The sequence below is a fragment of the Bradyrhizobium sp. 138 genome (genome assembly GCF_023074075.1).
Lineage (GTDB): Bacteria > Pseudomonadota > Alphaproteobacteria > Rhizobiales > Xanthobacteraceae > Bradyrhizobium.
In genome coordinates, this window is sequence record NZ_JADPKT010000033.1 from 215,669 (window position 1) to 229,959 (window position 14,291).

Annotated in this window: 12 protein-coding genes; 5 read left to right on the plus strand and 7 right to left on the minus strand. The window is 64.1% G+C overall.

What is annotated here, in order from left to right:
* The first annotated feature begins 18 nt into the window (after positions 1–18).
* Together IVA79_RS16340 and IVA79_RS16345 are read left to right on the plus strand one after the other, a co-directional pair.
* On the plus strand, positions 19–1,674 hold the full coding sequence (locus tag IVA79_RS16340) for a TRAP transporter large permease subunit (RefSeq protein ID WP_247554386.1): 1,656 nt from the start codon (positions 19–21) through the stop codon (positions 1,672–1,674).
* A gap of 119 nt (positions 1,675–1,793) precedes the next feature.
* The gene (locus tag IVA79_RS16345; protein WP_247554388.1) at positions 1,794–3,083 is read left to right on the plus strand and encodes a M20/M25/M40 family metallo-hydrolase; all 1,290 of its coding nucleotides are present in this window, start codon (positions 1,794–1,796) and stop codon (positions 3,081–3,083) included.
* Here IVA79_RS16345 and IVA79_RS16350 read toward each other — a convergent pair.
* From IVA79_RS16350 to IVA79_RS16380, 7 genes are all read right to left on the minus strand, one after another.
* Positions 3,052–4,485 (minus strand): ATP-binding protein, encoded by a 1,434-nt coding sequence (locus tag IVA79_RS16350; protein ID WP_247554390.1) that lies wholly within the window; start codon positions 4,483–4,485, stop codon positions 3,052–3,054. The genes IVA79_RS16345 and IVA79_RS16350 overlap by 32 nt on opposite strands.
* A 1-nt stretch (position 4,486) precedes the next feature.
* Positions 4,487–5,161, minus strand: a complete 675-nt coding sequence (locus IVA79_RS16355) for a response regulator transcription factor (RefSeq protein ID WP_038946264.1) — start codon at positions 5,159–5,161, stop codon at positions 4,487–4,489.
* A gap of 319 nt (positions 5,162–5,480) precedes the next feature.
* Positions 5,481–5,756, minus strand: a complete 276-nt coding sequence (locus tag IVA79_RS16360) for a hypothetical protein (protein WP_247554392.1) — start codon at positions 5,754–5,756, stop codon at positions 5,481–5,483.
* 52 nt (positions 5,757–5,808) lie between these two features.
* The gene (locus IVA79_RS16365) at positions 5,809–6,897 is read right to left on the minus strand and encodes a TRAP transporter substrate-binding protein (RefSeq protein ID WP_247554394.1); all 1,089 of its coding nucleotides are present in this window, start codon (positions 6,895–6,897) and stop codon (positions 5,809–5,811) included.
* 167 nt (positions 6,898–7,064) lie between these two features.
* Positions 7,065–8,153 (minus strand): TRAP transporter substrate-binding protein, encoded by a 1,089-nt coding sequence (locus IVA79_RS16370; protein ID WP_247554396.1) that lies wholly within the window; start codon positions 8,151–8,153, stop codon positions 7,065–7,067.
* A gap of 206 nt (positions 8,154–8,359) precedes the next feature.
* The gene (locus IVA79_RS16375; protein ID WP_247554398.1) at positions 8,360–9,502 is read right to left on the minus strand and encodes an Mrp/NBP35 family ATP-binding protein; all 1,143 of its coding nucleotides are present in this window, start codon (positions 9,500–9,502) and stop codon (positions 8,360–8,362) included.
* Positions 9,503–9,631: 129 nt separating this feature from the next.
* Complete coding sequence (locus IVA79_RS16380) at positions 9,632–10,069, minus strand: VOC family protein (RefSeq protein WP_247554400.1); 438 nt, start codon at positions 10,067–10,069, stop codon at positions 9,632–9,634.
* 199 nt (positions 10,070–10,268) lie between these two features.
* On the opposite strand from IVA79_RS16380, the gene IVA79_RS16385 reads away from it, so the two are divergent.
* The 3 genes from IVA79_RS16385 (at position 10,269) to IVA79_RS16395 (ending at position 14,276) form a co-directional block, all read left to right on the plus strand.
* Positions 10,269–11,141: an NAD(P)-dependent oxidoreductase gene (locus IVA79_RS16385; RefSeq protein ID WP_247554402.1), complete on the plus strand. Its 873-nt coding sequence runs from the start codon at positions 10,269–10,271 to the stop codon at positions 11,139–11,141.
* Between the two features lie 120 nt (positions 11,142–11,261).
* Positions 11,262–12,542 (plus strand): sodium:proton antiporter NhaD, encoded by a 1,281-nt coding sequence (gene nhaD, locus IVA79_RS16390; protein ID WP_247554404.1) that lies wholly within the window; start codon positions 11,262–11,264, stop codon positions 12,540–12,542.
* A gap of 138 nt (positions 12,543–12,680) precedes the next feature.
* Positions 12,681–14,276: a HAMP domain-containing sensor histidine kinase gene (locus tag IVA79_RS16395; protein WP_247554407.1), complete on the plus strand. Its 1,596-nt coding sequence runs from the start codon at positions 12,681–12,683 to the stop codon at positions 14,274–14,276.
* Positions 14,277–14,291: the final 15 nt, after the last annotated feature.

The window sequence follows — 14,291 nt, forward strand, 5'->3', positions numbered from 1 at the left end:
GACGGTTTAGGGGGAATTATGACCGCTTTTATCATCGCCAATATGGCGCCCATAATGTTCGCGTCGCTGGTCGTCGTGCTGCTGCTCGGCTATCCCGCGGCATTCTCGCTCGGCGCCGTCGGCCTGTTCTACGCCATCGTCGGCGTCCAGCTCGGCCAATTCCATCCCGACTTCCTCCAGGCGCTTCCGGAGCGGGTCTACGGCGTGATGAACAACGACACGCTGCTGGCCATTCCCTTCTTCACCTTCATGGGACTCGTGCTGGAGCGGTCGGGCATGGCCGAGGACCTGCTCGACACCATCGGCCAATTGTTCGGTACCATCCGCGGCGGCCTTGCCTATGCAGTGATCTTCGTCGGCGCGCTGCTCGCCGCGACGACGGGCGTGGTCGCGGCATCCGTGATCTCGATGGGTCTGATCTCGCTGCCGATCATGCTGCGCTATGGCTATGACCGCCGCGTGGCAGCCGGCGTCATCGCCGCGTCCGGCACGCTCGCGCAGATCATTCCGCCCTCGCTGGTTCTGATCGTGATGGCCGACCAGCTCGGCAAATCCGTCGGCGATATGTACGAGGGCGCCTTCATTCCGGGCCTCGTGCTCGCAGGACTCTATGCCGGCTACGCCTTCCTCGTCAGCATGATCTTCCCGAAGGCCACCCCGGGCCTGCCCAAGGAGGCCATCGGCTTTCGCGAGGAGAACGGCGACCGCGGCCTGGTCTCGCTCGGTATGCTGTTCCTCGCGAGCTGCGTGTTCGGCTGGTTCATGATGCGCAATTCCAGCGTTCATGGCGCCGACTACGTCGTGCTCAGCATGTTCTACGGCATCATCTTCGCCTTCGTCGTCGCCGTGCTCAACTGGGTCATCGACAAGCTGACCGGCTTCCGCTTCCTCTCGAAGATGGCGCAGCAGACCACGTTCGTGATGGTGCCGCCGCTGTTCCTGATCTTCCTGGTGCTCGGCACGATCTTCATCGGCATCGCGACCCCGACCGAAGGCGGCGCGATGGGTGCCGCCGGCGCCCTCATCCTCGGTGCCGCGAAGCGGCGGCTGAGCTGGGACCTGATCCGGCAAGCCACGGAATCGACCGCCAAGCTGTCGGCTTTCGTCGTGTTCATCCTGGTCGGCGCCCGCGTGTTCTCGCTCACCTTCTACGGCGTCAACGGGCACGTCTGGGTCGAGCACCTCTTGACCTCCCTGCCCGGCGGCCAGATCGGCTTCCTGATCTTCGTCAACGCATTCGTGTTCGTGCTGGCCTTCTTCCTCGACTTCTTCGAGCTGGCCTTCATCGTGATCCCGCTGCTCGGACCTGCCGCCGAGCATCTCGGTATCGACCTGATCTGGTTCGGCGTCATTCTCGGCGTCAACATGCAGACCTCGTTCATGCATCCGCCATTCGGCTTCGCGTTGTTCTATCTTCGGTCGGTCGCGCCGAAGGAACGCTACACCGATCGCGTCACCGGCAAGCGGATGGACCCCGTCACCACGGGTCAGATCTATTGGGGTGCAGTGCCTTTCGTCGTCATTCAGGTCATCATGGTCGGCCTTGTGATCGCGTTCCCGTCGATGGTGATGCACTACAAGGGCGTCCAGTCGAACATCGACCCCAGCACGATCAAGATCGAGGTGCCGCAGATCGAGCTGCCGCCGCTGGATCTTGGACCGCCGTCGAAGTAGCGGGAACCACACTCGCCGTCATGTTCCGCGCAAGCGGCGCATGACGCGCGGCGGCACGCGTGACAAGCACCGGAAACGCAGGCATACCGGGCTATCCCCAGCCCCACGGATGCCTGCTCATGCCCCGATCTCACCCTGTTCCATCGCTCGTTGGCGCGTTGGTCGCCTCACTCTGGCTGGCTTGCGCCGCAACGATGGTGCACGCCGAACCGGTCGCCGATGTCCATGCGCTGGCGCAAAAGGAGCAGCAGCCGCTGCTCGACACGCTGCGCGATCTCGTCAACATCGAATCCGGCAGCAAGGACATCGACGGCCTGAACCAGATCGCCGGGCGCGTTGCCGACCAGCTCAAGCAGCTCGGCGGCACGGTGGAGATCCTGCAACCCACCGACATCTATCGCCTCGACGACACGCCCGAGAAGATCGGGCCGGCCGTGCACGCCGTGTTCAAGGGCACCGGAGCTAAGAAAATCATGCTGATCGCCCACATGGACACGGTGTACCTGAAGGGCATGCTGAAGGATCAGCCGTTCCGTATCGACGGCGACAAGGCCTACGGCCTTGGTATCGCCGACGACAAGCAAGGCGTCGCGCTCATTCTCCATACCGTGGCATTGCTCCAGAAGCTGAACTTCAAAGACTACGGCACGCTCACGGTCCTCACGAACGGCGACGAGGAGATCTCCTCGCCCGGCTGGCGCAGCACCATCACCCGCCTCGCCTCGGATCAGGACGTCGTGTTCTCGTTCGAAGGCGGCGGGTCCGACGGCACGCTGCGCCTTGCCACCAGCGGTATCGGCTCGGCCTATCTCAGCGTCCAGGGCAAGTCGTCACATGCCGGCGCAAGGCCGGAGGGCGGCGTCAATGCGCTGTACGAGCTCTCGCACCAGGTGCTGCAGATGAAGGACCTGTCCAAGCCCGAACAGGGCCTGAAGCTGAACTGGACGGTCTCCAAGTCCGGGACCAACCGCAATGTCATTCCGGCGGACGCCACGGCCCAGGCCGATGCGCGTGCGCTCAAGGTCTCCGATTTCGAGGAGCTGGAAAAGGAGCTGCAGGACAAGATCAAGAATCGCCTGCTGCCCGACTCCAAGGTCGACCTGAAGTTCGAGGTGCGTCGCCCACCGCTCGAAGCCAACGAGGCCTCGCGCCGCGTGGCGGCCCACGGCAAGACGATCTATGGGGAGATCGGAATGTCCCTCAAGGTCGACGAGAAGGCGACCGGCGGCGGCACCGACGCCGCGTTTGCCGCGCTCAAGACCAAGGGCGCGGTGGTGGAAGGCATGGGCCTGTCAGGCTTCGGTGCACATTCCAATGATGCCGAATATGTGCAGCTTGGCAGCATCGTGCCGCGGCTCTATCTGGCGACGCGCATGATCATGGACCTGTCGAGCGGCAAGCTGAAATAACGGCGTCCCTTCTTTCTCCCCTTGTGGGAGGTGGCGTCTTGTCCGCCAGCCGAAACCGCAGCGTGAACTCCGCCCCGCCGCCGGGGAGGTTCCCCACGGCAATCGTTGCCGCATGATCATCCGCCACGGCGCGCACGATCGAGAGTCCCAGCCCCGCGCCGTCACTGCGCTGGCGGTCGGCGCGCCAGAAGCGCTGGAAGATCAACTCGCGCTCGGCCTCCGCGATCCCCGGGCCGCAATCGCGCACGCGCACCGAGCCGTCCTCACCCACCTCGACATCGACGGTGGTGTCCTTCGCCGTGAACTTGATGGCGTTTTCGGCGAGGTTGAAGATCGCGCGCTGAAGCATCTCCGAATTGCCGTGGATCTTGACCGGCGCGTCGGTCCCCCTCAGCGCAATGTCCTTGTGCTGACTGATTGCGAACGGTGCGATCGAGGCGACCACATCGGCGCAGACGGCACGCAAATCCGCGGTCTCGCCGGGATCGAGCACCAGGGTGTCGAGCTCGGCGATCTCCAGGAGCTGGGCGACGAGCCGGCTCATGGCTTCGATGTCGGCATGCAGCGCTTGCCGTGCCGCACGATCGTCAAGCGTCTCGATCCGTGTGCGCAGGATCGCGAGGGGAGTACGCAATTGATGCGCGGCATCGGCCGTGAACTGCCGTTGCAACCGAAAGCCGTCCTCGAGGCGGTCGAGGGCCTGGTTGACGGCGGTGACGAGCGGCAGGATCTCGCGCGGGATCTGTTCGGTCGGCAAGCGGATATCGGTGCGCGCCGGACCGATATTGCTGGCCTCCTCGGAGGCCTTCCACAGCGGCGCGATCGCACGGCGGAAAATGATGATGTCGGTGGCTAGCAGGACCAAGAGGATCGGGATGGTGATCCACCCCACCCGCCGGAAGAAATTCGAGACGATGTCGTCGATGATGACGTCGCGGTGCGCGAGATCCTCGGCGACCTGGACGCGCACCGTCTTGCCGTCGATGTCCCGGGTGACCGTGGCGCCGGAAATGCTCTCCGACGAGCGCGGTGCAGTGGCGGCGAAGCGCCGGTGCGAGGAGAACAGCAAGCGGCCCTCGGCATCGCGAATGTCGTACTGATAGCGGCCGTAAGCATCCGAATAGAGGCCCTTGAGACTGTCCGGCAGATTGAACGTCAACGCACCGTCCGGCTGCGCGACGATGCGCTCCGCCAGCACTTCGGCCTGGGCGCGCATGGCATCGCGATGCAGCTGGTCGATCTCAGAATTGAGCAGCCAGAACAAGACCAGCGGCAGGAAGATCGCGACCACCGCCACCGCCAGGATGTGCAGGAACACGATGCGCCAGATCAGCGATTTGAACGTCGGCGATCTGCCATAGGACCCGGCATGGGATCCGACGTGAGATCCGACCCGGGCCACGCTATTTCTCCACATCCATGAGATAGCCGACGCCGCGGATGGTATGGATCACGACCTTGGCGCCGTGTTCAGCGAGCTGCTTGCGCAGCCGCGAGACATAGACCTCGACCGCGTTGGAAGCGACCTCGCCGTCCAGTCCGAAGATGTGGTCCTCGACGTTCTTCTTCGGCACCACCCGCCCCTGCCGGCGCAGCAGGATCTCGAGCACCGAGGTCTCGCGCGCGGAGATGATCCGCGGCTGGTCGTCGACGAAAATCTGGCGACTCTCGGTGTCGTAGACGAGGTTGGCGAGACTGAGCGAACGGCCGAGCAGCTGGCCGGGCCGGCGCAGGATCGCCTCCAGCCGCGCCACCAGCTCCTCCATCGCGAACGGCTTTGCGAGATAGTCGTCGGCGCCGCTGCGCAGGCCACTGACGCGATCCTGCAGGCCACCGCGCGCGGTCAGCACCAGCACGGGCAGCGGTTCCATCTTGAGGCGCAGCTCGCGCAGCACCGACAGACCGTCGCCGTCGGGCAGCCCGAGGTCGAGGATCATCGCAGCATAGCTGACGCTGCTCACCGCCTCGCGCGCCTCGGCCGCGCTGCCGACGATGTCGCTCTGGTAGCCGGCCGCCGCCAGCCCGCCCGCGACGAGTCGCGACAGCTCGGCATTGTCCTCGACGATCAGAAGGCGCATCGCAGTCCCGCCGGATACTCAGGTCGCCGCACGGCTCGCGCGGCATCTTCGCTCTTTTCAAGCATTCCGGGCCTCGCGACCAGCGAAAAAGCAGCGGGCGGGACCGATCACCTGTCAGGTTCCTGTAAGACAATCGGCTGTGCGCTCGGAAGACGAGACGGCGGACGCCCGTAGCAGCTGGACCATTCTAGCTGCGCCCCTCGAAATAAGCGCACAGCAACGTCGTGTCCTTTTGGCCGATCGTTCACTCGATGAAACTGCTGGAGCGGGCGGAGACTATGTTCGCGACTAGATTGGCTAGCTCGCAGGATGGCCGCTTCTAAAAAGCGGCCCTGAGTTCGGCCAGTTGATCGCATGCTGCGCCGAGCTCCGCCTCGGTCCGACTCGCAGGCAAATCCATATACGCGATCGGCCGTTCAAACTGGCTCGCCGTGAAGTCGCACCTCTTGCCTTCGATCAGATCGTAAAAATGGCTGGTTCCGGCTCCGCGAAGGCCGCTTGTACCGCCAATTTTTTCCCATGACTTATCAAGCCATTGGCTACTGTGCATGGCGTTGTTTTTCATTTTTTGAGTCTGGCGCTTGCCAATGAACATAACAACGCCCCGGAGCTTTCGCGCCGGGGCGTGCCTGCAACAGAAGACGTGATCAGCTCTGCGAGCGCCGCGCCATGAAGATGTCGTAACCGACTTCGGCGACCTGGAACCAGGAGTAGCCGTCGCTCGTGAACTTGGCGAGCGAGTCATGCACCTTCTTGAAGTTGGCGTTGGTCGCGCCGACTTCAGTGTGCAGCTCCTTGGCGGCCTTGTAACAGGCGTCCATGATCGATGGCGAGAAAGCGTGCAGCTTGGTGCCGCCCGCGAGCAGCTTCTTCAGCGCCAGCGGATTGGCGGTGTCGTAGCGCGCCATCATGTAGTTGTTGGCGTAGTGGCCGGCCTGCTCCAGCACGCTCTGGTAATATTTCGGCAGCGCGTTCCACTTGTCGAGATTGACGAAAGCCAGCAGCATCGGCCCGCCTTCCCACCAGCCAGGATAGTAGTAGTGCGGCGCGATCTTGTAGAAGCCGAGCTTCTCGTCGTCATAGGGACCGACCCATTCGGCGGCGTCGATGGTACCCTTTTCCAGCGCCGGATAGATGTCGCCGCCGGCGAGCTGCTGTGGCACCACGCCGAGCTTCTGAAGCACGCGGCCGGTGAAGCCGCCGATGCGGAATTTCATGCCCTTGAGATCATCGGGCGTGTTGACCTCTTTCCTGAACCAGCCGCCCATCTGGCAACCGGTGTTGCCGGCCAGCAGCGAGGTGACGTTATAGCTCTTGTAGAACTCGTTGAGCACGTCGCGTCCGCCGCCCTGCATGTACCAGGCCTGGTTGATGCGCATGTTGGGACCGAACGGCACGGCCGAGCCGAAGGTGAAGGTCGGATCCTTGCCGAAATAATAGTAGGAGGCGGTGTGACCGATTTCGCAGGTGCCGTTCTGCACGGCGTCGAGCACCTGCAGGCCCGGCACGATCTCGCCGGCTGCGAAGATCTGGATCTGGAATTTGTTGTCGGTCGCCTCCGCGACCATCTTGCACATCATCTCGGCGCCGCCAAACAGCGTGTCGAGCGATTTCGGCCAGCTCGTCGGCATGCGCCATTTGATTTCCGGCATCGATTGCGCGATCGCGGGAGCCGCGAGCGTGGCGGCGCCGGCCGCGCCAAGTCCTGTGACCTTGATAAAGTCTCTTCTCTTCATGATTTCCTGCCCTGATGGTTCGTGGTGATGGACCTTCTTTCCGAGGCTTGGCTCCACCATGACGCAATGCGAGACCGAATGCCATCCCGATCGCACTGCGGCAAAGAAAAAGCCCGGCCTCCACGGGAGGCCGGGCTTTCCGGTCTTGCGACTTTAGGCCTAGGCGATCAGCCGCGCGTGCGCGAGCGGATCATGAAGCTGTCGTAGGTATATTCGGCGACCTGCCACCACAGATATTCGTCGGAGCGGTAGGCCTGCATGGCGTCGATCGACTTCTTGAAGTCGGCGTTCTTGGCCGAGATCTCGGCCCAGAGCTCGTTGGTCGCCTTGAGGCAGGCTTCCAGCACCTCGTTGGTGAAGGGACGAAGCTGGGTGCCGCCGGCAACCAGGCGCTTCAGCGCTGCAGGGTTCTGCATGTCGTAGCGCGCGGCCATCCAGGTGTTGGCATTGGTCATCGCGTTGGTGAGGATCGCCTGGTAGCTCTTGGGCAGCGCATTGAACTTCTCCAGGTTGGCGAAGGCGTGGACGGTCGGCCCGCCTTCCCAGAAGCCTGGATAATAGTAGTACTTGGCGACCTTGGCGAAGCCGAGCTTCTCGTCATCGTAGGGGCCGACCCACTCGGCAGCGTCGATGGTGCCCTTTTCGAGCGCCGGATAGATGTCGCCGCCGGCGAGCTGCTGCGGCACCACGCCGACCTTCTGAAGCACCTGGCCTGCGATGCCGCCGATGCGCATCTTGAGGCCGGAGAGATCGGCAACGGTCTTGATCTCCTTGCGGAACCAGCCGCCCATCTGGGTGCCGGTGTTGCCGCAGGGGAAGCCGATCACGTTCGACTTCTTGAAGAACTCGTTGCCAAGCTCCATGCCGCCGCCCTGGTACCACCAGGAGTTCTGCTGGCGTGCGTTGAGGCCGAACGGCACCGAGGCGTAGATCGCGAAGGTCGGATCCTTGCCGACATAGTAGTACGAGACGGTGTGGCACATCTCGACGGTGCCGTTGGAGGTCGCATCGAGCGCCTGGAGGGCCGGGACGATTTCGCCGCCAGCAAACACCTGGATCTGGAATTTGTTGTCGGTCATCTCGGCGACGTATTTCGCCATCTGCTCGGCGCCGCCATAGATGGTATCGAGCGACTTCGGGAAGCTCGAAGTCAGGCGCCACTTGATCTCGGGCGAGGACTGCGCGATCGCCGGCGAGGCCACCGCGGTCGCCGCCGCGCCTGCTGCCGACACTTTAAGAAAATCACGACGCTTCATCTTCAGGTCTCTCCTTGCTGGGGCGTTTCCCCTTGACTTCTCTTCTTGCCGCCGCTCATTCCGGCGACGCGTTGGGACCGCGTCGAACCGAAGGGGCTTGACTGCCGTGGGCCTTTAACACGGAAGCCCCGCTTGCGGAACGCGACAATGGCATGACGGGGCTCTACGAAAGTCGCATGTCCCCGGAGCTAGCCGCGGTGACCGGTTCAGGCCGCCGCGATGACGCCCTTGAGCTGGTCGCGGACTTGCCCTGCAATGGCGCGGTAGATCGCCGCATGGGGACCGTCCGGCTCGCTGTCGACGACGGGATTGCCGGCGTCCGAGGTGGCGCGAATCGCCATATGTAGCGGGATCTCGCCGAGGAACGGTACCTCGAGCTTCTCGGCCTCGTGCCGCGCCCCGCCATGGCCGAAAATGTCCGACTTGGTGCCGCAATGCGGGCACTGGAAGTAGCTCATGTTCTCGACGATGCCGAGCACGGGCACGTTGACCTTCTTGAACATGGCAAGTCCCCGCCGCGCGTCGATCAGGGACAGATCCTGCGGGGTCGAGACGATCACCGCGCCCTTGAGCGGCACGTTCTGCGCCAACGTGAGCTGGGCATCGCCGGTGCCCGGCGGCATGTCGACCACCAGCACGTCGAGCTTGCCCCATTCGACGTCGCGCAGCATCTGCGTCACCGCCGACATCACCATGGGACCGCGCCAGATCATCGCGGTCTCTTCCTCGACCAGGAAGCCGATCGACATAATGGCGAGCCCGAAGCGCCGGAGCGGAATCATTTTGCGCGCGTCGTTCAGCTCTGGCTTGTCGCGCAGGCCCGTCAACCGCGGCACCGAGGGACCGTAGATGTCGGCATCGAGCAACCCGACCTTGAGGCCGAGATCGCGCAGACCCAGCGCCAGGTTCAGCGCGGTGGTCGACTTGCCGACGCCGCCCTTGCCGGAGGCGACCGCGATCACGGCGGCGACGCCCGGGATCTCCGACTGCCGCGCCATGGGCGATTGGGCGCCGCCCTGCGGCGGCGGCTTGTGGGCATGGACCGGCTGCACGCCCGGCGCGCCGCGGCTAGGTTGCGGCGGCGGTGGAGGCGCGGAGCCCGGCTTGCGCTCCGCGGTCAGCGCCACCATGACGGTGGTGACGCCGGGAATGGTGCGCACGGCGGCCTCGGCCTCGGCCCGGATGGACTCCCAGGCCCTGGCCTCGGCGGCGTCGACATTGATCGAGAAGAACACCTTGCCGTCGGACGCGCTGATGGCGCTCAGCACATTGGCATTGGTGAGCGCGACCCCGCGGGGCGACTTGATCCTGGCGAGGCTGTCGAGAACCTGTTGCTGCGTCACGCTCAAAGCGCATCTCCTGAACGGAGCCTGATCCGGACCTGGAGGGCCGCGCCAGCGCAGAGCGTGGAGCGGCTTTCCGGCAAGGTCATGCTCGAGACTTTAGGATGCCCCATTAGAGCGGAAACGCCCAAAAGGCTACTGCCTGCCGATATCGTCAGCCATCTCGGCGGGCGCTGCCCCCTGCTCCTTAGTGGCCTCGTAATTCAGCTCGATCATGACCCCGTTGGGGTCGTGAACGAAGATCTGCCAGAGGTCGCCGCCGGGCACCTGGCGGGAGTCGAACTTCATCCCCTTGGACGTCAGCCGCTGCTTCATGCCGTCAAAGCCGCGGCTGACGAAGGCGACGTGGTGGACAACGCCGGAATCCGGCTTTTGTGGCTCAGCCGTCGCAGAAATATCGACAAGATGCACCACCGCCTTGCCCTCGCTGTACATCCAGGCGCCGGGGAAGGCGAAGTTCGGCCGGGCGCCTTTTTCCAGGCCCAGCACGTCCTCGTAGAAGCGGACGGTCTCGGCCAGATTCCGGGTCCGGATGTTGAAATGATCGAGGACGCCAACGCTCACGCCGCCCATGCTCTCGCTCCCTTGTTTTGAAGTCCTTAAGGTCCCTCAATCCTAGCACAGGGGGCCGCCAAACGAAGCCGTTGCCCTCCCGGCTTAACGGTTTATGGTGCGCCTCCGATCCGCCCTCGCAGCGGAACCTCGAGGACGCCGCCTGGCGCCCTCGCCCGGATGCAACCGTAAAACTCAAGCTACGGACAAGGTACCACACATGGCTAAAGTCGCTTTCCTCGGTCTCGGTGTCATGGGCTTCCCCATGGCCGGACACCTCGTCAAAAAAGGGGGCCATGAGGTCACCGTCTACAACCGCACCGCGGCCAAGGCGAAGGAGTGGGCGGACAAGTTCGGCGGCAAGACCGCAGCGACCCCGAAGGCCGCCGCCGAGGGCCAGGACTTCGTGATGTGCTGCGTCGGCAACGACAACGATCTGCGCGCGGTCACGATCGGCGCCGACGGCGCCTTCGCCGGCATGAAGAAGGGTGCGACCTTCGTCGATCACACCACCGCCTCCGCCGAGGTCGCACGCGAGCTGGACGCAGCCGCCACCAAGGCCGGCTTCAAATTCGTCGATGCGCCGGTCTCCGGCGGCCAGGCCGGCGCCGAGAACGGCGTGCTGACGGTGATGTGCGGCGGCGCGCAGGATGCCTATTCCGGCGCGGAGCCGATCATCACGGGCGCCTATGCGCGGATGTGCAAGCTGCTCGGGCCCGCCGGAAGCGGCCAGCTGACGAAGATGGTCAACCAGATCTGCATCGCCGGTCTGGTGCAGGGTCTCTCCGAGGGTATCCACTTCGCCAAGAAGAGCGGCCTCGACGTCGCCGCGGTGATCGAGACCATCTCCAAGGGCGCGGCGCAGTCCTGGCAGATGGAAAATCGCTACAAGACCATGAACGACGACAAATACGATTTCGGCTTCGCGGTCGAATGGATGCGCAAGGACCTCTCGATCTCGCTGGCTGAAGCCCGTCGCAACGGCGCCACCCTGCCGGTGACCGCGCTCGTGGACCAGTTCTACGCCGAGGTCGAGAAGATGGGCGGCAAGCGCTGGGATACATCGAGCCTGCTCGCGCGCCTGCAACGCTGAGGAGCGCGTGACGGTCGCGGCCGGGCAGCTGCGACCGTCACCGGCCTTGACGCAGCGCTGGCGCCGCGCCAAGGCCTGACAAGCGCCATTGAGCCGAAGAACGAACTCCGGGGGACCGATTTGCTGAGCGTGATAGCCGCCGTTTTCATCGTTGCGTATGCAGCCATCGCGCTCGAACACCCGCTCGGCGTCAACAAGAGCGCTTCGGCTCTGCTGGGAGCGGGCCTGCTCTGGACCATCTATGCGATGTCCGTCGGCGACGCCTCGCTCGTCAGCCACCAGCTCGACGAATCCGTCGCCTCGACCGCGCAGATCGTCTTCTTCCTGATCGGCGCCATGACGATCGTCGAGGTGATCGACGCCCATAACGGCTTCGAAGTCATCACCTCGGTCATCCGCACCACGAAGCAGACCACGCTGATGTGGATCATCGGCTTCGTGACGTTCTTCCTGAGCGCGATCCTCGACAATCTGACGACCACCATCGTGATGGTTTCGCTGATCCAGAAGCTGATCGGCAACAAGAGCGATCGCCTGCTGTTCGCCTCCCTGATCGTCATCGCCGCCAATGCCGGCGGTGCCTGGACCGTGATCGGGGACGTCACGACGACGATGCTCTGGATCGGAGGACAGATCACGCCGGTCAGCATCATGAAATCGGTGTTCCTGCCGTCCCTGGTCAATCTGCTCGTACCGCTGCTCATCATCGGCTACTCCGTCAGAGGGAAGGACATCGCTCCTCCGCTGCAGCGGGAAGCGCAGGCCCTCAGGGTCGAGCTGTTCGAACGCAATCTGATGTTCTATCTCGGGCTCGGTACGCTGGTCGCGGTCCCGGTGTTCAAGGCCGTGACGCACCTCGCCCCCTTCATGGGCATCCTGTTCGGGCTCGGCATCCTCTGGCTGGTCGGCGAGATCGTTCACCGCCACAAGGACGAGGATGCGCGTCGCCCCCTCACCCTCGTCCATGCGCTGACGCGCATCGACATGAGCTCCATCGTGTTCTTCGTCGGCATCCTCATGGCCGTCGCGTGCCTGGAGCATGCCCGCGTGCTGGAGCTGCTGGCCAAATGGCTCGACACCACCGTTGGCCGCCTCGACATCATCGTCATCCTGCTCGGTCTCTTGAGCGCCATCATCGACAACGTGCCGCTCGTCGCGGCGACGATGGGCATGTACAATCTGGTGCAGTACCCGCCCGACAGCTTCATCTGGGAGTTCATCGCCTATTGCGCCGGCACTGGCGGCTCGATCCTGATCATCGGGTCGGCCGCGGGCGTTGCCGCCATGGGACTCGAACGGATCGAGTTCCTCTGGTACGCCCGCCGCATCGCGCCTCCCGCACTTGCGGGCTATCTGGCGGGAGCGGTGGCGTACATCGTGCAGCACGCGGCGCTGCATTGAACGGCGCGGGCGAGATCCAAAATTAACGCCGGGTTAACGTAATTCTTTAGCTCCTTAAGTCACCTCTTAAGGATTTGTTGCCAGAGATAGACAATGCAGAAGGCCCGCGTCCGGCGTGGGCAGGAATCGTGTTGCTTGATGAGTAACCCCGCTGAAAAGCCCGAGGTTGTGCAGCTTCCGGCCGAGCCGGTGAGCGCTCCATCGGCGAGCAGCCGAAGGGCTGCGGCGCAGCGGGTCCGCGAGGCGCGCGACAAGTTGACTTCGACCAGCGGAACCCGGCCGGCCTTCGACGCCGAAATGCTGCGCCAATATGCCCAGACCCGGCTGTCGGCTTCCTATGTCGTGATGCTGCTGGTGGTCGCGACCGGCGTGCTGTTCGGGCTGTGGATGCAGCCGATCCCGGCCGCGGCCTGGACCGCGGGCATGCTCTGCATCCACGGCGCCCTGATCCGCAGTTGCCGGCGGTTCCTGACCGAGCCCAGCTCTCCGGCCGCGACGCGCGCATGGCGGACGCGCTTTGTCGTGCTCGACCTGCTCTATGGCCTGTGCTGGATGGCGATCCTGATCCATCCCGTGCTCGACCTGGTCACGGAAACGCTGATGATGTTCCTGATGCTGCTGGTGATCGCAGTATCGAGCATGCTCGCCGCCAATTTGCCGATCGCAGCCCTTGCCGCCACCGCGCCGGTTGCGGTCGCGATGGCGCTGAGCTTCGCGATGACCGGCTCGCTGGATAATTACGTCCTGGCTGCGCTCGCACTCGCCGCCGAAGGCTACTTCGTGCTGCTGGCGCATCGTCTGCACTCCTCCACCTTCGCCACGCTGGAAGCGCGCGCCGAGAAGGACGCGCTGATCGGCGAGCTCGAACAGGCCAAGGCGATCTCGGATGAAGCACGCCACCGCGCCGAATCCGCCAACGTCGCCAAGTCGCGCTTCCTCGCGCAGATGAGCCACGAGCTGCGCACGCCGCTGAATGCGATCCTCGGCTTCTCCGAGGTGATGAAGAGCGAGATTTTCGGCGTCCATGCGGTGCCGGTCTACAAGGAGTACTCGGCGGACATCCATAATTCCGGCGTGCACCTGCTCAACCTCATCAACGAGATCCTCGATCTGTCGCGGATCGAGGCCGGCCGCTACGAGCTGAACGAGGAAGCGGTGTCGCTGGTCGGCATCGTCGCCGACTGCCATCATCTGATGAAGCTGCGTGCCTCGAGCCGCGGCATCACCATCCACGAGGTGTTCGAGCAGGCCATGCCACGGCTCTGGGCCGACGAGCGCGCGATCCGCCAGGTCGTGCTCAATCTGCTCTCCAACTCGATCAAGTTCACCCCGCAGGGCGGCGAGATCTGGCTCAAGGCCGGTTGGACCGCTTCGGGCGGACAATATCTCTCGGTGAAGGATTCAGGTTCCGGCATTCCCGAGGACGAGATCCCGGTCGTGCTCGCCTCGTTCGGCCAGGGCTCCAACTCGATCAAATCGGCCGAACAGGGCGCCGGCCTCGGCCTGCCGATCGCCAAGAATCTGATCGACCTGCATGGCGGCACGTTCACGCTGAAATCCAAGCTGCGCATCGGCACCGAGGTGATCGTCACCTTCCCGCCGGAGCGCGTGATGAGCGCGCTTGCGCCGCTGTCGGATGATTCTCCACCGCTCCAGCCGGAGAGTTCCGTACTGCCCGACGAGAAGCGCCGGCCCCGCCACAAGCCGATCATGAGCGCAGGCACGGGCTCTTAACCAAATGCTTGCCGA